15 protein-coding genes are annotated in these 19,059 nt (G+C 33.5%); 9 read left to right on the top strand and 6 right to left on the bottom strand.

Translation table 11 applies throughout. The features are described from left to right. The 6 genes from QMO11_RS04540 to QMO11_RS04515 form a co-directional block, all read right to left on the bottom strand. On the bottom strand, positions 1 to 894 hold the full coding sequence (locus QMO11_RS04540) for a metal ABC transporter solute-binding protein, Zn/Mn family (RefSeq protein WP_282036218.1): 894 nt from the start codon (positions 892 to 894) through the stop codon (positions 1 to 3). Between the two features lie 309 nt (positions 895 to 1,203). Beyond that, positions 1,204 to 2,844 carry an AMP-binding protein gene (locus tag QMO11_RS04535; RefSeq protein WP_282036217.1) on the bottom strand — a complete coding sequence of 547 codons (1,641 nt, stop codon included), beginning with the start codon at positions 2,842 to 2,844 and terminating at the stop codon, positions 1,204 to 1,206. Positions 2,845 to 3,029: 185 nt separating this feature from the next. After that, positions 3,030 to 3,725 (bottom strand): DUF2490 domain-containing protein, encoded by a 696-nt coding sequence (locus QMO11_RS04530; protein WP_282036216.1) that lies wholly within the window; start codon positions 3,723 to 3,725, stop codon positions 3,030 to 3,032. 127 nt (positions 3,726 to 3,852) lie between these two features. Beyond that, complete coding sequence (locus tag QMO11_RS04525) at positions 3,853 to 4,275, bottom strand: SPOR domain-containing protein (RefSeq protein ID WP_075603820.1); 423 nt, start codon at positions 4,273 to 4,275, stop codon at positions 3,853 to 3,855. Positions 4,276 to 4,406: 131 nt separating this feature from the next. After that, a complete protein-coding gene (locus QMO11_RS04520; RefSeq protein ID WP_139314958.1) occupies positions 4,407 to 5,108 on the bottom strand; it encodes a response regulator transcription factor in 702 nt (233 codons plus the stop codon). A 113-nt stretch (positions 5,109 to 5,221) separates the two neighbouring features. After that, entirely contained in the window at positions 5,222 to 6,253 is a 1,032-nt protein-coding gene (locus QMO11_RS04515) for a sensor histidine kinase (protein ID WP_075603819.1), read from the bottom strand. A gap of 324 nt (positions 6,254 to 6,577) precedes the next feature. On the opposite strand from QMO11_RS04515, the gene QMO11_RS04510 reads away from it, so the two are divergent. From QMO11_RS04510 to QMO11_RS04470, 9 genes are all read left to right on the top strand, one after another. After that, entirely contained in the window at positions 6,578 to 6,766 is a 189-nt protein-coding gene (locus QMO11_RS04510) for a hypothetical protein (RefSeq protein ID WP_075603818.1), read from the top strand. Between the two features lie 90 nt (positions 6,767 to 6,856). Further along, positions 6,857 to 7,792, top strand: coding sequence for a DUF362 domain-containing protein (locus QMO11_RS04505; protein WP_282036215.1), 936 nt, complete (start codon positions 6,857 to 6,859; stop codon positions 7,790 to 7,792). Positions 7,793 to 7,823: 31 nt separating this feature from the next. Further along, on the top strand, positions 7,824 to 8,687 hold the full coding sequence (locus tag QMO11_RS04500) for a 4Fe-4S binding protein (protein ID WP_282036214.1): 864 nt from the start codon (positions 7,824 to 7,826) through the stop codon (positions 8,685 to 8,687). Beyond that, positions 8,680 to 9,348, top strand: coding sequence for a 4Fe-4S dicluster domain-containing protein (locus tag QMO11_RS04495; RefSeq protein ID WP_083634594.1), 669 nt, complete (start codon positions 8,680 to 8,682; stop codon positions 9,346 to 9,348). The genes QMO11_RS04500 and QMO11_RS04495 overlap by 8 nt, the downstream gene beginning before the upstream one ends. A 48-nt stretch (positions 9,349 to 9,396) precedes the next feature. Next, positions 9,397 to 10,650 (top strand): nickel pincer cofactor biosynthesis protein LarC, encoded by a 1,254-nt coding sequence (gene larC, locus QMO11_RS04490; protein WP_282036213.1) that lies wholly within the window; start codon positions 9,397 to 9,399, stop codon positions 10,648 to 10,650. An 85-nt stretch (positions 10,651 to 10,735) separates the two neighbouring features. After that, positions 10,736 to 11,497 (top strand): nickel pincer cofactor biosynthesis protein LarB, encoded by a 762-nt coding sequence (gene larB / locus QMO11_RS04485; RefSeq protein ID WP_282036212.1) that lies wholly within the window; start codon positions 10,736 to 10,738, stop codon positions 11,495 to 11,497. Positions 11,498 to 11,609: 112 nt separating this feature from the next. After that, entirely contained in the window at positions 11,610 to 13,886 is a 2,277-nt protein-coding gene (locus tag QMO11_RS04480) for an inorganic phosphate transporter (protein ID WP_282036211.1), read from the top strand. Between the two features lie 1,015 nt (positions 13,887 to 14,901). Next, positions 14,902 to 17,688, top strand: coding sequence for a TonB-dependent receptor (locus QMO11_RS04475; RefSeq protein WP_282036210.1), 2,787 nt, complete (start codon positions 14,902 to 14,904; stop codon positions 17,686 to 17,688). A 132-nt stretch (positions 17,689 to 17,820) separates the two neighbouring features. Then, positions 17,821 to 19,014 carry a hypothetical protein gene (locus QMO11_RS04470; protein WP_282036209.1) on the top strand — a complete coding sequence of 398 codons (1,194 nt, stop codon included), beginning with the start codon at positions 17,821 to 17,823 and terminating at the stop codon, positions 19,012 to 19,014. Positions 19,015 to 19,059 lie beyond the last annotated feature (45 nt).

Below are 19,059 nucleotides of genomic sequence, written 5' to 3'. Positions count from 1 at the left end.
TTAATCTTGTTGAAAAGAGTTAACAAGTGTATTGAGAGTATTGTTTATTTCTGTAATCCAATCCTCCGCTAATGGGTTAACACTTATAATATCAATATCCAATTCTTTAGCAACTAATTCAGCATTTCTTGAATCAAATTCCTTTTGTATAAAAATTGCATTGATATTATTTGCTTTGGCTTTCTCAATTATAGTTTGTAACCACTTTACACTTGGCTCTTTTCCATCATTTTCAATAGAAATTTGCTCTAAATTATAATCTTGTGCAAGATAGGTATATGCAGGATGAAAAATTAAAAATTTGCTTCCCTCATGTGGTTTAAAACTTTCAGTAAATTTAAGATCTAATGCTTTTACTTTTTCTAAGAGTGTTGGATAGTTTTTTTCTATTAACGCACTGTGTTCAGGAAAATGCTTAACTAATGCATCTTTAGTATTTGTAATTACAGTCAACATCGTTCTGGGCGATGTCCAAATATGCGGGTCAATACCTCCTTCGTGCACATGATCTCCATGAACCACAGCTTCGCCTTTTATTAACTGAACACCTTCAGAAACATCAGCAATTATAATATCACTATCAATAGATGTTATTTTATCCATCCAGTTTTGCTCAAAACCAATATGTCCGATACGTAAATAAAGTTTTGAACTGTGTAGGTTTTTAATTTGGGAAGGAGTTGGTGAATATGTAGCCGGACTATTGCCAGGTAATACCATAACATTTACCTTAATAGAATCTCCGAGCAATTGGTTAACAATATATTTTTGAGGTAGAATACTGACTGTAATTTCAGTTTTATCAGTTTTACTTTCAGTACATGATGTTTGTGTAATGGCTAGAAGTACTAATACAATACTTAATATTGAGAAATATTTATTTGTGCAGTTCATTTTAATAAAATCTATAAATGTATAGCTGCAAATGTACTTTTTAATTTTATAGCTATAAGCAGAAAAATAACTAAAGAGCGGGTGTTTATTATTTAAAACCTATTTAAGCGGGAGGGAATAATAAGAAGATGGCCAAGGGGCATAAAAAAAGGATAGATGAAAACATCTATCCTTTACCCTTAAAATCAGCTTTGTTAACCAAATCTAAATCTATGAAAAAAAATCTACATTACAAATGTAGCTCAAAGTATAGTGAACTAGTACAAACAAAAGTTAAACGATGTTAATGTTACGCGTAATTACTGATGTTTATATGTATTTGTATCTTTTGATACTCTTTTTGGGGGTCTTATCAAACTCTTCTGGAACTTCAGTTACCTTAGATAGGTTCATATAGGCAGGTAATTCTGCATTAGCTTTATTTTTTAAATCAGCTATTATTACTGATAATTCCTTTTCTTGAATATTTTCGGCATCTGCTAATTCAAAATCTGGGTATACTAAAGCTTCTAATTTGCCATCGCCCATATCTCTAACTAAACATTCCTGAACGTAATCCATACTGCATAGTTTGGTTTCAATCTCTTCAGGATAGATGTTCTGACCTGATCCACTTAAAATCATATTTTTACTGCGGCCTTTTATAAATATGAAGTTTTCAGCATCAATAACACCTAAATCTCCAGTATGTATCCACCCTTCAGCATCTATTGTTTGTGCTGTGGCTTCGCTATTTTTAAAGTAACCAAGCATATTATTATCACCCTTCACTAAAATTTCACCAACTTCATTATAAGGATCTTTTGAGTCGATTCGAACTTCCATCCTATCAACTAAGCGACCTGCAGAGCGAGGTTTAGCTGTTTTATATGGCTCGTAACTAATTAGGGGACCGCATTCAGTCATTCCATATCCAATAGTAAACGGGAAGCCTATTTTTCTTAAGAAATCTTCAACATCCTTATTGAGTGCTGCCCCACCAATTATTATTTCTCTAAACTCTCCACCAAAAACATCAACTAATTGGTTTTTAACTTTAGAGAATACCACCTGATTTAACAGAGGCACTTTAACTAGTGTTTTTGCTGCTCCTTTCTCTAAAGCTGGCTGAATTCGTTTTTTAAATATTTTCTCAAGAATTAATGGAACCGCTAAAATTAAGTGTGGTTTTATCTTTTGAAATGCTTCTGTAATAATTTTAGGTGATGGAACTCTACTTAATAGAGTTATTTCGCAACCAACAGTAAATGGCCACAAAAATTCAAACAAACAACCATAAGCATGGGCAAGGGGTAGAAACGAAACAATTCGTTCTCCTGATGTTAAATCAAATTTATCTTGAGCGAATTTAACATTAGACCAAATGCTTCTGTGTGGAATCATAACTCCTTTTGAAAAGCCTGAAGTACCTGAGGTATATGAAAGAACCATCAACTCCTCCTCTCCTATTTCATCAAATTTGAGGTCCTTTATTTCAAAAGGTTCTTGCATTAGTTTTTCCAATAGAATTGAATTCGCACTAATGTCATCACAGCCATTTGCCAATGCAACAAACTTATCAATACTAATAATGCCTTTTAAATTTGGCATTTTTGCTTCATCAATCTTGTTAAAGATAACTTCTGTAGAGAATAGTAATTTAGATTCAGAATGGTTTACAATGTGGTGTATTTCACTACTTCCGAAGTCAGGCAGAATTGGAACAACAACAGCTCCGTAGGTTACCACAGATAAATAGCTTATGGTATAGTTACTGAGGTTTCTACCGATAAGAGCAATTTTATCGCCCTTTTTAATACCACAGTTATTATACATTTTGTGCAAGCTATTTATGCGTTTAGCTGCATCATTGTATGTAAAAGAATCGCCATCAAAATCAGCGAATGCTTTTTGGTGATTAAAGCTTTTTAGGGCTTTCTCCACCATTCCAATAAATCCATTATTATCCATAATATGATATGCTAGTACTTTTTACCAAAAATTAATTACGGTTAGTAGTTAAAACAAATTTAGGTATTGTAATATTTAAAAAACATGTTAAATATCGCATGTAATAATTATTACCTTATTCTATAGGCAATAATCTTGCCATCAGAATTATAATAAAGTTTTACGTAGCTACTTATGCAATTGGATTAGTTATTATCGAAGAAGTTTAATTTTTGTGTTATAAAAAACTGTAAACGATTGTGAGAAGTAGCGTCTGAATAATTGATTTTCATATAGCCTCCTTGTAAATGGGTGGTTTCGGTTATTTGGTAGCCCAACATTGCATAGGTTCTATTTTGGCTTAGGTTTAAGCTTGGTTTAGTATTTAGAAGGATTTCGTTACCAATGGTTGTAAAAAATACGCCTTTCCCCATTTCTTTGGCATTTAATGGTATCCCAAGTTGCAGACGATACCTTGCGCGTTGTTCGTTTGTGTTTTCTAAAAACCTAAATTCATACCTGTATCTATGTTGAAAGTTTACTCTTCCAACCTTATGTTTGGCAATTGCCTGAAGTGTTGTTCTAAACTCTTCATTCTTTGTTTTATCCTCTTTATTTTCTGTGTAGTTATATCCCATATGGTATTCCTGACCAAGTCCAACTTGAAAACTTGGGTGAATATTATAACTAAAGAATGGTCTGAAGAAAACGTTTTGATTGTTTGATATCGGTTCGTAAGTTCGCCATTGACCTTCAACAAATAATTCAGTTTTGGGGCTAAAATTGAAGAAGCCATTATAAACATACCAAGATCCTAGTTTATCATTACCTTGGGCTAATACAGATGTTGTTATAGACAACATTATAATACTTAACGACAGTTGCAGTTTGTAGTTCTTCATTGTTATAAGTTCTTTATTTTTTTGTGAATTTTTTATTGCAACAATAATTAAGCCTATTTTGTGTGTTTTATAATAAAAAAAGCCTGTTAGATAAATTTCTAACAGGCTCCTCGTATTTCTTAAAATACTATTTTATAAGTAACCAAACATCTTGATTATTTGGTAATTTTCTTTCCATTGAGAGTTCATTAAAAGCTTCATCTCTATCACTAAAACCTTTATACGATACTTTATAGAACTCTTGATTTTCTCGGGAGTGTCTTACTATTACTTCAGAGTCAAAACCTTGTTCAGTCAACTCGTCACGCAATTTATAAGCATTACTTTCTTTCTCAAAAGAACCAATAATTAAAAAGTATTTATTAGGTTCTACTGGTTTTGGCTCCTCATAAACAGGTTCCTCAATAGGTTCTTCTGGGATTGTATCTTTAACAACAACTGGCTTTTTAACTACTTCTTTTTTAACTTGTTTCTTAGCTTCTTTTTCACTCTCTCCACATGAAGTGATAATTAAAACAAGGGCTATTGATAGGAGCAGGATTTTATTCATGAGTCTGTAAAATTAGTGAATCGCCTAAAAATATAAATTATTTAATATAATAATGGACTTTTTTTAACTTATTCAGCAAAAAAAAGCATTCTAATACAAGAATGCTAATTTTATTTTATGAATTGTTTATTTTATTCAACGAACTTATATCCTACCCCCTTAATGGTTTTGATATGGTTTTGGCCAATTTTTTCTCTAACTTTTCTAATATGCACATCAATAGTTCTATCACCTACAATAATACTATCGCCCCATACCGAATTATATATTTCATCTCGTGTAAACACTTTATCAGGCTTAGAAGCTAAAAGCATCAATAACTCAAACTCTTTTTTAGGAAGTACAAGTTCTTCGCCTTTATTAATGATAACATACTTTTCTCTGTCGATAGTTAAATCTCCTATTTCAATAATACTGCTTTGTACATTATCATTTGAAGAACTTTCAGGTTGATATCTTTTTAAAAGAGCTTTAACTCTTGATATCAATACCTTTGGTTTTATGGGTTTTGAAATGTAATCATCAGCACCAGCTTCGAAGCCAGCAATTTGCGAATAATCTTCATTTCTTGCTGTTAAAAATGCAATAATGGCGTTTTTTAAAGATGGAATCCTTTTAATTTCTTCACAAGTTTCAATGCCATCCATTTCAGGCATCATAACATCTAGAATAATTAAGTGAGGTAGTTCTTTCTTGGCTACTTCAATAGCAGCACTTCCATTTTCTGAGGTAAGAACGTGGTAACCTTCTTTTTTTAGGTTGTAACTTACAAACTCTAATATATCTGGCTCGTCATCAACCAGTAAAATCTTATAACTATTCGCTTCCATCATATTTTTGGCGCATTATTTATCGGCATGAAATTACATAAAACAATTTATATTACATTTCGATACCTTTATTATAACGTGAAATTATCGTTAATTAAAGTTTTTAGTATCCTTACTTAGCCTTTTTCAAGGGTTACCGTAAAGCTTGTTCCTTTACCAAACGTACTTGTAACATTAATTGTTTGATTGTGTGCTTCTATAATATGTTTTACAATTGCTAAACCTAAACCAGTACCGCCTTGCTGACGTGATCTACTTTTATCAGCTCTGTAAAAACGTTCAAAAACTCGCGGCAAATCAGCTTCTTTTATACCGGTACCATTATCTTTTACTTCAATAAGGTATCTATTATCCATATCGTAGAAGTTAATGCTGGTTTTTCCTCCTGTTTTACCGTAATTTATAGAGTTAAGAACTAGATTACTAACTACTTGAAAAATTCGCTGTTTGTCTGCATTTACTAATAATTGCTTTTGGCCTGCTTTGTTTAGTTTTAAAGTAATATCTCTATCCTTAGCACGTATATCTTGCATATCATATACATCTTCAATGAGCTGAAATAAGTTAAAGGTTTCTTTTTTAATTTCTAACTCACCTGCTTCTAGTTTAGATATGGCTTCAAGATCTTCAATTATACTGATCATTCTATCAATACTTTTTTCTGTTCTATTTAAGTACAGCATATTGATATTCGGATCGTCAATGCCCCCATCCATTAAGGTTAAAATATAACCTTGTATATTAAATATTGGTGTTTTTAATTCGTGTGATACATTACCTAAAAACTCTTTTCTATATTTTTCGGTTTGCTTTAATTCTTGTATTTCTTTGGTTTTACCTTGTATCCAATCTGCCACTTCGAGCGATACTGTTTTTAAGGGTTCACTGTTGGATAGGTGCTGAAAATCAGGAGTACCAGCATTAAAGTTGTGTATGGTTTTATAAATGGGTTTAATTTTGGTATTTATATAACTCTTTATGGAAAAGTGTGTGTAAATTGCAAAAATACCAATTGAAATAGGAGTAGATATCAATAAGGAAATCACAATGTTGCTTGAGAAATAATTAATTAAGAAAAAGAGAATTGTTATGGTTGAGTAAACAAAAGTAGTTATAGTAGTTACTCTTTTTAATGTAATATTTCGCATATTTTAAATAGGTAATAGTGTGTGTTTTGTAGTATACCTTATGAACAAGCAAATGTATAAATTAGAAATAGATTTAATGTTAATTGAAAATGAAATAAGAATATATTAATAAGAATAGTTACAATTTACTTAGACTTATTTTATATTAGAAATATATTTTATTTTAAGTTGATAATTCCATTGAATTTGTTGCAAATTACTTGCCAAATTGTTTTCGGTATAGATGTTGTTCCCAAGAATGTAAATGAGTTTATATTCTTACAATTTAGCTTTAATAAAGAGGATGTAAGTTTTAATACAATAATAAATTTAATAAATAATAAGATGAAGAAGATTAGCTTATCAACAATGTTTTTAGCGCTTTCAGCTGCTGTTTTTGCTCATGCAGGGCATAATCATTCAGAAATGAATAGTAATGAATTTTCTCTCCATTTATTATGGATTGCTGTTCCCGTTGTTATTGGAGTTGCTACTTTTTTTGTAATGAGAAAAAGAAAAAATGCTGAGCAGTAGATAATGATTGATACACATTACAGTAATTGGCCTTCTTGTATTTTACCCAGGAAAACTTGAAGGCTGCACACAAATTAAATAAACTACACAATGGACAGAAGAAATTTTCTTAAAAAAGGTGCCACAGCAGCGGCTGTTTCAACAATTGCACCTCAGATAATAGGTGGTAACGAAGCAAATGCAGCCAATACAAGTGTTGAAAAAAGGGGTGAATTAGTTGCTGTAATGGGAGATTCACCTTCTGTTATGCTTACAAAGGCTATTGAAGAATTAGGTGGTATTACCAAATTTGTAAAAGTTGGACAGAAAATAGTTATTAAGCCAAATATAGGTTGGGCAAAAGAACCCGAAATGGCTGCTAACACTAATCCTGAAGTTGTAGGTGCTTTAGTGAAACTTTGTAAAGATGCCGGAGCAAGTGAAGTTTTAGTTTTTGATCATACTTGTAATGAGTGGAACTCCTGTTACGAAAAAAGTGGAATTAAAGAAGCTACCGAAGCCAATGGTGGTAAAATGGTTCCGGGTAATAACGAGAAGTATTATAAAGAGGTAGATCTTCCCAAAGGGGTTTCTATAAAATCAACAAAAATTCATGAAGCTATTATTAATTGTGATGCATGGATTAATTTGCCCGTATTAAAACATCATGGTGGAGCCAAAATGTCGCTGTCTATGAAAAATTCTATGGGTATTATCTGGGATAGAAAAGTTTTCCATAAGGATGGTTTGCAGCAATGTATTGCCGATTTAGCAACTTACGAAAAGAAGCCAATTTTAAATATTATAGATGCTTATAGAGCCATGACTCAAAATGGACCTCAAGGCAAAGGTGTTGAAGATACATTAGTAACAAAAGCATTATTCGCTTCTGCAGATCCTGTGGCTGTTGATACCGCAGCTGTTAAGTTCTTTGGGCAAATTAAAGACATGCGTTTAGAGGATGTAAAACACATTTCTTTGGCAGAGAAGCATCAATTAGGAACGCAAGATTTAAGTTCGGTTAATGTAAAAAGAGTGAAACTGTAAGTCTCATATCCACATTAAATATTAGAACTTTATGATGCAAAAAATAAGACAAATTATTGCTGCAATAGTATTTGTACTGTCCACATTATACATTTGCGGAATAAGTGGATTTTTACCTGAATGGTTAAATCCAAAAATATTAGTCGAAATTCAATTAATTCCTGCAATTCTCTCTGCTTCTTTTGTAACAGTTATTGCCCTAATAGCACTTACTTTTATTATTGGACGTGTTTATTGTTCTGCCATTTGTCCTTTGGGTATTTTTCAGGATTTAGTGATGCGTTTATCCAAGTGGATTAAAAAGAATCGTAAAATAAAACGAGCAAAACCACACTATGCGCAAGCTAATAATGTATTACGCTATAGTATTTTACTTTTAACAGCCTTGTTTCTTTTATTAGGCAGTACTTATTTGGCATTATTACTCGATCCGTATTCTATTTTCGGAAGGTTTAGTGCAGCTATATTAACGCCAATCATCACGTTTGTGAATAATATTTTTGCCAGTGTTGGAAATGCTGCAGGTAATTACACATTTAATTTTAAAGAATATCACCTTCCTACTTTTGCAGTTTTATCCACGGTTATTCTTACCATCGGAACCATAGTTTATTTAGATATAAAGTACAACAGACTGTGGTGTAATACACTTTGTCCGGTTGGTACAGCCTTAGGTTTGGCTTCAAGGTTTTCACTTTTTAGGATTACTATTAATAATGATAAATGTGTGGATTGTAAGGCGTGTGCTCGTACTTGCAAAAGTAATGTTATCGACCATTTAAATGATTACAAAGTTGATCACAGTAGATGTGTTTCGTGTTTCAATTGTATTGATTCTTGTAAAAAAGATGCTTTAAGCTTAAGTGTAATTAAAAAACGTGCTACCAATGATTGATTCAAAAAATAACCGTCGTGCCTTTTTTAAAATATCGATGGCAGCTTTGGGTGCTGGAGTGGCTTCCAATTCTTTACTAGCTTCAAATGTTGAAAATAAAACAAAATTATACCCTTTACCTCCAGGTGCAGTTTCTTTAGAAAGATTTAAAAGCAAATGCACCGCATGTCAATTGTGTGTTAACCATTGTCCAACTGGGGTGCTTAAGGCATCTCTGTTTGAGAACGGTTTAACAGGAATGATGCAACCCATATTGAAGTTTGATGTAGAACAGTTTTGTGAATATGAGTGCAAAACCTGTATCGATGTTTGTCCGAATGATGCTCTTGTAAAGCTAAGTTTAGATGAAAAAAAGGTAACTCAAATTGGCGAAGTACAACTAATTTTAGAGGAGTGTGTTTTAATTACTGATAACGAAGATTGTGGTGCCTGTGCAGAGCATTGTCCTACGGCAGCTTTAAAGATGGTTCCTTGGAAGAATGGTTTAACAAAGCCGAAAGTGGTTAATCCAGAGATGTGTATTGGATGTGGTGGCTGTGAGTCAATATGTCCTACAAATAAAAGAGCCATATTTATTGCAAGAAACGAAGTACATATTGAGGCAGATAAACCAAAGGTAGAAGTACAAGAAGAAGTTGAAATTGATGGTTTTGGTTTTTAAATTGAAGGCCAATTTGATCTGTTTCTAATAGATTGAAATATATATTTGATGGAAATTACATACAACTGCTTTGCAGGAATTAGTGGAGATATGAATTTGGCAGCAATGCTAGATTTAGGGATGGATTTGGAACTATTAAAGAAAGAGCTTTCAAAACTAGGTGTGGATGATGAATTTGAACTTCAGGTATATCCCGCTCAAAAAAGTGGTATTAACGGAACTCAGGTAAATGTTCTTTTAAAAAATCAAGCACACTCGCATCAATTAGGTGAACATAGCCATCATCATTCTCATGATGAAGAGCATCATCACCATGAACATTCGCATGATCACCATCATCACCATTCTCACTCGCGTAATTATGCCGATATTGAAAAGCTAATTAATGCTTCAACTCTACACGAACAAATTAAAACGATAGCTAAACATATATTTTGGGAAGTTGCTGTTGCTGAAGGTAAGGTACATAATAAGCCACCACACAATGTGCATTTTCATGAGGTTGGCGCTACCGATTCGATAGTTGATATTGTTGGAGCAGCCATTTGTTACCACCATCTAAATATTACGCATGTTACATCTACAGTTCCGGAATTGGGTGGCGGTTTTGTAAAGTGTGATCATGGTAAAATGCCTGTGCCAGCTCCTGCTACAGTAGAAATATTTAGAGGTGTAAAATGCAGTTCGGGTGCTGTAGATAAGGAAATGACCACGCCAACGGGTGCCGCCATTTTAAAGGTGCTAACAAATGAATGGATTGCTCATCCAGAAATGGAAATTATCAGAACAGCATATGGTATAGGACACAGAACTGTTGAAATACCCAATGTATTGAGGGTGTTTGAAAGTAAGCGATCTGCTGAAATAAACCAGAGTAAGTCACTCATGATTGAATGTAACATTGATGATATGTCGGCCGAAGATTTAGCGATAGTGCCAGATCTATTATTAAAATCGGGTGCACGAGATGCTTATTTATCTCCTATTGTTATGAAAAAAGGAAGGGCTGCAACTAAACTATCAGTACTTTGCTTAGCGCAAGATGCAGAAGTAATTGCCAATACTATTTTTGAACATACCACAACAATCGGACTAAGAAAATACCCTATAGATAAAATAGAATTACCCCGGGTTTCTAAAACAAAAGAAACACCTTATGGTGAAGTTAGATACAAGGAAAGCACGCTTCCGAGTGGAGAAAAAAGAATTAAAATTGAATTTGATGATTTAGAAAAACTTGCGAAGGCAAATAATCTTTCAATTTCAGTTTTACGCACTAATACCAAAAACATCATCAAATGATTGATATAAGTTAGATTTAGACTAATTGTTTTAAGTTGCTTAAATATCAAAACCCTTTTGTAAACTCCGTCTTTAAAAAATACTTATGAATCAAGCACATTTAACAAACTTGCTACAGCAGTTTAAAAATAATGAGTTACCCTTAAATGAGGTTTTAGAAGCTTTAAAAACCCTTCCTTTTGAGGATATTAACCATACTAAACTTGATTTTCATAGGGAACTACGTAATGGTTATCCTGAGGTTGTTTTTGGAGAGAATAAAACCATAGAACAGCTGATAGATATTGTTGCTAAAATGGAAGAACATCAAGTTAATTTATTGGCAACCCGTATTAGTGTTGAAAAAGGGAGTGCATTAAAATCGCAATTTCCGAAATCAGAATACCATTCCTTATCAAAGTGTTTTACCTATAAGTTTTCCCTTTCGAAGCCACTAAATGAAAATGAAATACTAATTGTAACTGCCGGAACCAGTGATTTAGCTGTTGCTGAAGAGGCGCATATAACGGCTCAAATGTTAGGGCATGCTGCCAACATTATTAGCGATGTTGGTGTGGCCGGAATCCATCGTCTTTTTGCTCAGTTAGACAGGATAAGAAAAGCAAAGGTTATTATTGTTGTGGCAGGTATGGAAGGTGCATTGGCAAGCGTAATGGGAGGATTAGTTGATGTGCCATTAATTGCAGTACCCACAAGTGTTGGTTATGGGGCTAATTTTAATGGGGTGAGTGCTTTATTGGGCATGTTAACATCTTGTGCAAATGGCATTACGGTTGTGAATATTGATAATGGTTATGGTGCAGCTTATGCGGCATGTAAAATTCTAGATTTAGATAAGGGAAAATAACTCAAAACTTTTTAACTCAACTTAATAGTCTAATATTTAATATACAGTTCATATTACAAATCGAGTTTTATGAGGAATCCTTATATATTTGCACTCTAATTTTTGCGCATACATGGACCAAATTTATTTAATCGTATTTATTTTAGTATTACTTGGCTTTATCGACCTGATTGTAGGCCTTTCGAACGATGCTGTTAACTTTTTAAGTGCAGCTATTGGATCAAAAGTAGCTAAAAGGAAAGTAATATATTTGGTTGCTGGTATAGGTATTATAGCAGGATGCCTACTCTCAGGAGGCATGATGGAAGTAGCTCGAAAGGGCGTGTTTTATCCGCAAAACTTCTATTTAACTGAATTAATTATACTATTTCTTGCCGTAATGATAGTGGATATCATTTTGGTAGATGTATACAATACATTCGGTTTTCCCACATCCACCACAGTGGCCATTATTTTTGAGTTACTAGGCGGAGCTTTAGCTATTGGTTTAATTGTAATTAGCGGAGATAATCCGAACAATTTAGTAATAAGTGATTTAATAAACACCCACAGTGTATTTATTATTGTAGGTGGTATTTTATTTTCAATTGTATTTGCATTCTTATCAGGGGCAATATTTCAGTTTATAGCCCGGTTAATATTCTCGTTTCGCTACAAAAAACGTTTTAAGTTTTTATTTTCCTTAGTGGGAGCACTTGCCATTACAGCCATTCTTTTTATGGTAATAAAAAAGGAAGGTGCATTTGCCGATATCTTTTATGGCGATTTAGAGATGATAATTAATCAGAACCTAGTATTAGCTTTAGGTATTATTTATGCAATATCATTACTTATTTTCTTAGTACTTTCATTTGTATTCAATGCTGATATTCCTAAAATAGTAGTTTTCTTTGGCACGTTTGCATTGGCATTATCCTTTGCTGCCAACGATTTGGTTAACTTTATCGGAGTTCCTTTATCGGGTATCGAAGGGCTTATGGCTTTTGCTGAATCCGACATTACTGATCCGGCTTTATTTTCAATGAATATTTGGGGTTCGGGTTATCTTAATCAGTCACTTTTTCATAAAAATTGGTATCCGTTTATTTTCTTAGGATCGGGACTTGTTATGATGATTACTTTGTTTGTATCTCGTAAGGCGCGTTCTGTTACTGAAACCGAAGTTTATTTGGGCCGACAAGACTCGGGTTATGAACCCTTTGAGCCATCGCATACTTCAAGAGCCATTGTGCGTAATTACTTTATTTTTTACGAAAAGGTAAAGTCCGTTATTCCTGTTAAGGTAGCCAACGTTATTAGTAAGCAGTTTAAACGCGATGAATTTGAGGAGGATATTAGTGATAATAACGACATAGTTTATTTTGATACAATTAGAGCCAGTGTAAATTTAGTTGTAGCAAGTATTTTTATAGGTATTGGTACTTACTTTCGTTTTCCATTATCAACCACTTTTGTTGTGTTTATGGTAGCTATGGGTACTTCATTATCTGATCAGGCCTGGGGACGCGATAGTGCTGTGTATCGTATTTCGGGTGTGTTATCGGTTTTAGGCGGTTGGTTTTTAACAGCCTTAATTGCCTTTATAGCATCGTTTTTAATTGTATTGATTTTGTGGTGGGGAAAACTATATGCCTTATTCCCTTTATTAGTTGCGGTGGGCTACGTACTTTATCGCACTACTAAAAGCCATAGAAAAGCAGAAAAAGAAAAACATTTATTAAAAGTTGAAGCTGAAAAGCAGCTTATTAAAAATGTATCAAAGTTGGTTGATTTGGCTAGTGAGCGCATCAGAAAACAACTTTTAGAATCTTCAAAAATATTTATTCTTGTGGTTCAAGGTTTTGTTGATGAAAACTCAAAGCAATTAAAAGAAGCTACTGAAAGAATAGATTATTTAGACAAATTATCGCAGAGTACTAAGAAGGAATTGTTTAATAACTTCTCGTTTTTTGGAGAAGAACACTTTGAATCGAGTCACTTTTTTGTGCAAGCAATGGATTATATAAGTGAGTTGGTATCGGTATTAAAGCATCTTACAAAACCAATAGTTTCTCACGTTGATAACCATCACAAGGGTTTATCAAACTCTCAGCAAGAAGATATATTATTACTTCTCGAAGAAATTACGGGTTTCTTTAATTACTTGGTTCACATTGAAAAAGAACACCGTTTTGATTCGATGGACGAAATTATCCAGCGTCAGCAATATTTAGGTGAGTTAATTATTGATTTACGTAAAAAGCAGATAAAGCGCATTATGGATGGTAATGGCAAAACACGTGGTAGCATTTTATTGCTCGAGTGTTATGCCGAAACCAAGAATCTGGTATTATACACAATCAATTTAATTAAAGCACACCGCGATTTTTATCAAAGTAGCCAGAAGTAGTTTTTTATAGGATTGTATTTTTCGTAGGATTCTATTTAAGCGCCTTGTTTGGCTGGCCTCTTTACTAAAAGCTTTTATTTTATTGGTAGCTTTAGTAAGACTGGCTAGCTGAGAGCTTAGCTCGAAGATCCGCCAGCCGCACTTAAGCTTCAAATAAATAAAAAAGTTTTTTGTAAAGCAGCCTTGAATTTCTTTGCCCTGCCTATGCCGGCAGGCAGGTTACGTTTCTTGCTTCAAGGCAAGAAATGAAGTTGGGTTTGGGCAAACAGCCCAATGTGTAATGTTATTTTATTCTTTTGTATTACATAGGTTTTATTCCGTACTTGATTTATATTCCTAAGTTAATTGCGAAAGTGCTACTCTGGGCCTTATATAGTTTTATATATAGCCCACATTTTCCTCAGAGGCCATATATAGTTCTATTTATTGCTCTAATTTTCACCAAACACCAATATATAGTATTGTTTATTGACAAAATGATTGCCTGCAGCCATATATAAAACTGTTTATTGACTTAATTCTTTCCGGATGGCCATATATAGTTTTATGTAGGCCTCCCCTTCTTGCCGCCTGCAAAATATAGTTTTGTGTAAAAACTCAATAGAAAAGTGGCCTTAATATATTATGGTGTTATTTGTATATCAAATACATATTGCAACCTAAATCAATAGTATAAATTCTATCCCCATAATCGAAATAAATAGGATATCGAGTACCGAAGTAGTTCGATAAATGGCTTAATGTTATCAAATATTTAATTCAATATTACTTAAATGAATTCTTAACATTAACAACTTGCCTAATAATTGCTTTAACTATCTGATATATAGTGTTCAATAATTTATTTCGATTAACCAATAATTCACACACCCTTAATATTTAATTAGCTAACAGTCCGTAATAGCACTCTATTTTTGCTTCCACTAATTAACAACTGATTCTTATCATTTTTCTTTTTACACAGGAAAGGAAAAAGAATTGAAGAAGTTGAATATGACTAAAAACACTTATTGGAATGAAAAAAAGTTTAATTGTTGCAGTACTGTTAACTATTTTGGGAATAGGAACAGGTTTTGCTCAACAAGGTTTTTTAAAGGGGAAAATCACCGATGCTAATACTGGGGAAGAATTAGTTGGTGCAGCAGTTGTTATTGATGGAACAACAATAGGAACAATCACAAACTTTATGGGTGAGTATGCCATGCCACCTATTGATGCAGGAACCTACAAAATAAGAGTTCAATATATCTCTTATGATCCACAGGTATTCGAAAGCATCACAATCACAGCCGATCAAGAAACCGTATTGGATATTAAGCTTTCGCAAGCTACCATGGATATTCAAGAGGTTAGTGTGGTTGCCAAAGCAAACAGAGAATCAGAGAATATGCTTTTAATGGAGCAACGCAATGCCGTACTTGCTTCACAGGCCATTGGAGCTCAAGAGTTATCCCGAAAAGGAGTTAGCGATGCCGAAGGTGCCGTAACAAAAGTATCGGGTATATCAAAACAAGAGGGGGTTAAAAATGTATTTGTTCGTGGTTTAGGCGATAGATATAATGCAACAACTTATAATGGCTTGCCTATTCCTTCTGAAGATCCAGAATACAAAAATATATCGCTCGATTTCTTTTCGTCTGATATTATCCAATCGGTTGGAGTTAGTAAAGTTTTTAATGGAACTAATTATGGAGATGTAGCAGGTGCCGTTATTAATATTAACTCAAAAGAACTGTTTGAAGAAAGCGAATTTAATATCGATTTCGGTTTAGGCGCTAATACGCAAACCGTATCACGAGACTTTTATCAAGTAGATGGCGTAAGTAGTATGGGTTTTGCCCAAAGTACTAATTTACCTACACCTCCATCAACTCAGTTACCTAATGCTCAGTTTAATCAAATAGATCAGTTTTCTTATACCTATAAGCTTGATCCTAGTTTGCGTTCTACTCAATTAAACGGAAATTTCGGATTCTCAGGCGGTAAAAAGTTTTACTTAGGAGACAATAAGAATCCTCTTAATTTGTATGGGGTAGCCGCTTATAGTAACGATTATTCGTATTCTAAAACAGCCATTCGTCGAATTACTACTGATGGTACTGTTGATCAAAACCAAGAGGGTGATAAATATGCTCAAAACACCAGTCATTTAGGAATGCTAAATGCCGATTATACCACCTCAAACAAAAGTACCATTGCCTATAATTTTATGTATTTACATAGCACCAATCAGTATTTAGGCGATTTTATAGGTACCAATAGTGATTACGAAGCTGGTGTTGGCCAGCAAGGAATGATGCGTCGTCAGCAAATCAATGATAATGCCTTATACGTAAATCAATTGACTTCAAAATGGTTGTTGGGCGAAAAAACAGCTGCCAACATTGGGCTATCATATAATATTGTTGATGGTCAAGAACCTGATAGACGTATTAATAACTTTGAGCTACGAAATGGTGCTTATTACGGATTACAAGGTGGTAACGGAAAACAACAACGTTTTTTCTCTGAATTGAGTGAGAACGATTTAAATATTCAAGCTAGTTTAGAGTACGATTTAAATGAAAACCATAATGGTAATTCGGTATTAAAAGTTGGTTATACAGGTCGCATGGTTAATCACGATTTTAGTGCTGTAGAGTACGATATGAGAGCAAGTAGCGATGGTGAGTTTTATCCTCCAAACTTAAATCTTGATGATTTCTTTAATCAAGATAATATGGATATTGGCGATGGCAACGGTGGTGATTTTAGAATTTTGTATTCTGATCAAAGTTATAATGTAAATAAAAGTATACATGGAGCTTTTGCTGATGCTGTATATCAAGTATCGGATAAAGTAACCCTTAATGGAGCCCTTAAGGTTGATAAAGTAAATATGGATGTTACCTATTACAAATACCAATCTACAACGCCCGAAGAATCAAGTATTGATGAGCTATTTATTTTACCAAGTTTAAATACAAAGTATGAATTAAGCAGTAAGGCATCAATGCGTTTGGGCTTAAGTAAAACATATACGCTACCACAGAGTAAAGAAATTAGTCCTTTCCGCTACAATAATTTAAGTTATACAAGTCAGGGTAATAAAGATTTAAAACCTTCTGAGAATTATAATGTCGATCTTAAATGGGATTACTTTTTAAGTGGCAGTGAGTTAATTAGTATTACGGGGTTTTATAAATATATCAGTCAACCCATTTCTCGTATTAACGCCAACAATTCTGCGGGTGTATTAACCTATGAAAATGTAGCCGACTTTGCCAGTGTGGCAGGTATCGAGTTAGAGATCCGTAAAAACATTTTTTCTCATGCTGCAGGAAGCAATAATGATGGTATCAGTAAATTATCTGTTGGTTTTAATGGGTCCTATATTTACTCTAATGTAAATTTCGACAACCCAACTTCAGATAATATATCAGGTGTGTTTACTCATTCATCTTCGCAACTCGAAGGTGCTGCTCCATACATTGCAAATATTGATTTAACGCATACTTTTAAAACTGGCGAAAAATCATTCTCCAATGCTGTGGTGTTTAATTATACTAGCGAAAAGATTTTTACAATAGGTCGTGATGGTTTTAACCCAATAATTGAAAGTGCAGTTCCTTCACTCGACTTTGTATCATCGGCCAAACTTAACACACACTTTACAGTGAAGTTTAAAGCACAGAATTTATTGAACCCTAATTATCAACTATACCAAGAGCCCCGATTTGATGGCGTAGATCAAGAAAGAGTAACGCTATTAGATTACCAAAAGGGTGTTAACTTAAGTTTAGGAGTTACCTATTCATTCTAGGTTTTTATTAATAATAAAGTAAAGTTTTTGTAATGATTAAAACAACTACAACTGTCAGGTATTCTGTAGGTTTGTGGTGTAACAGAAAACAATAATTTAAATCAACAACCATTAAATTAAACATTGAATAAAATGAAAAAATTATTATTTGCATTCGCTATTTTATCAACATTATTTGTTGCTTGTGATAAAGAAGATGATAAAAAAGAAGACGACAAAAAAGACAATGAATTAAAAGGTGATATCACCGATGTTAAAGAATTAGATGCAAGTATCGAATATACTTTATCGGGTTCGTTGAGTATTAAAGATGGTGGTAAATTAATGATACCAGCAGGTACCGTAATTAAAGCAGAAATAGGTTTTGATAAATATATATTAGTAGAAACAGGAGGACAAATTTTTGCAGAAGGAACAGCCGAGGCTCCAGTTACATTTATGTCTGCAGCAGCAGATGCTAAAGCAGGTTATTGGGGTGGTATAATCATTAATGGTAAAGCCAAAGTTTCTGGTGCAGATGCTTCTGGTTCAAACCAAGGTTCTACCGAAATTGATGGTACCATTAAGTATGGTGGTAATGATGATACCGATAACTCAGGTGTACTTACATATATTAAATTATTTCATACTGGTGCAAAAGTTGATGCTGAAACTGAGCACAATGGTTTAACATTAAACGGTGTAGGTAACGGAACAAAAATTGAAAACTTATATATTGCTGAAGGTGCCGATGATGGTGTTGAGTGGTTTGGAGGTTCGGTAAATGTTAAAAACCTATTGGTAGTTAACTCACAAGATGATATGTTTGATGTTACGCAAGGTTGGACAGGTACTTTAGATAATGCTTATGGTATTTGGGAAGAGCCTTTCTTTACTGATGAGGGAGATCCACGTGGTATTGAAGCAGATGGTAATCTTGATGGAAAAGGTAACGACCATATTGATCAGTCTGATTTTAAAATGAAAAATGTTTCAATTGTTGTAAATGCATCTAAAGTTGATGATAAAACATTTATGCATGATGCTGTTAAAATTCGTCGTGGTGCCAAAGCTACTATTACAAACTGTTTAGTTTGGAATATTAAAGGTGAAGTTAAAGACTTAGTTGATGTAGTTGATAAACGTGGTGGTGCTACTAACGATTCAAACATTGAAATTACCTTCAAAGGAATCGATTACATTGGTAATGATGTTACTCGTTCAACTACTAGTGAGGATGGTGATTCTGAAATTACTTCTGATGCAGTAGTAACTATCTCTGACAGTAATACAGGTGCAGATGTTAGCGCTTTTGCATGGACAGGGTATGCCTTCCCAAAAATGTAAGACTAATATTTTTAAATACAAAAGGCTGCTCAATATGGGCAGCCT

The organism is Saccharicrinis aurantiacus (assembly GCF_947489045.1).
Lineage (GTDB): Bacteria > Bacteroidota > Bacteroidia > Bacteroidales > Marinilabiliaceae > Saccharicrinis > Saccharicrinis aurantiacus.
This window is presented reverse-complemented; position numbering and strand designations above follow the sequence as displayed.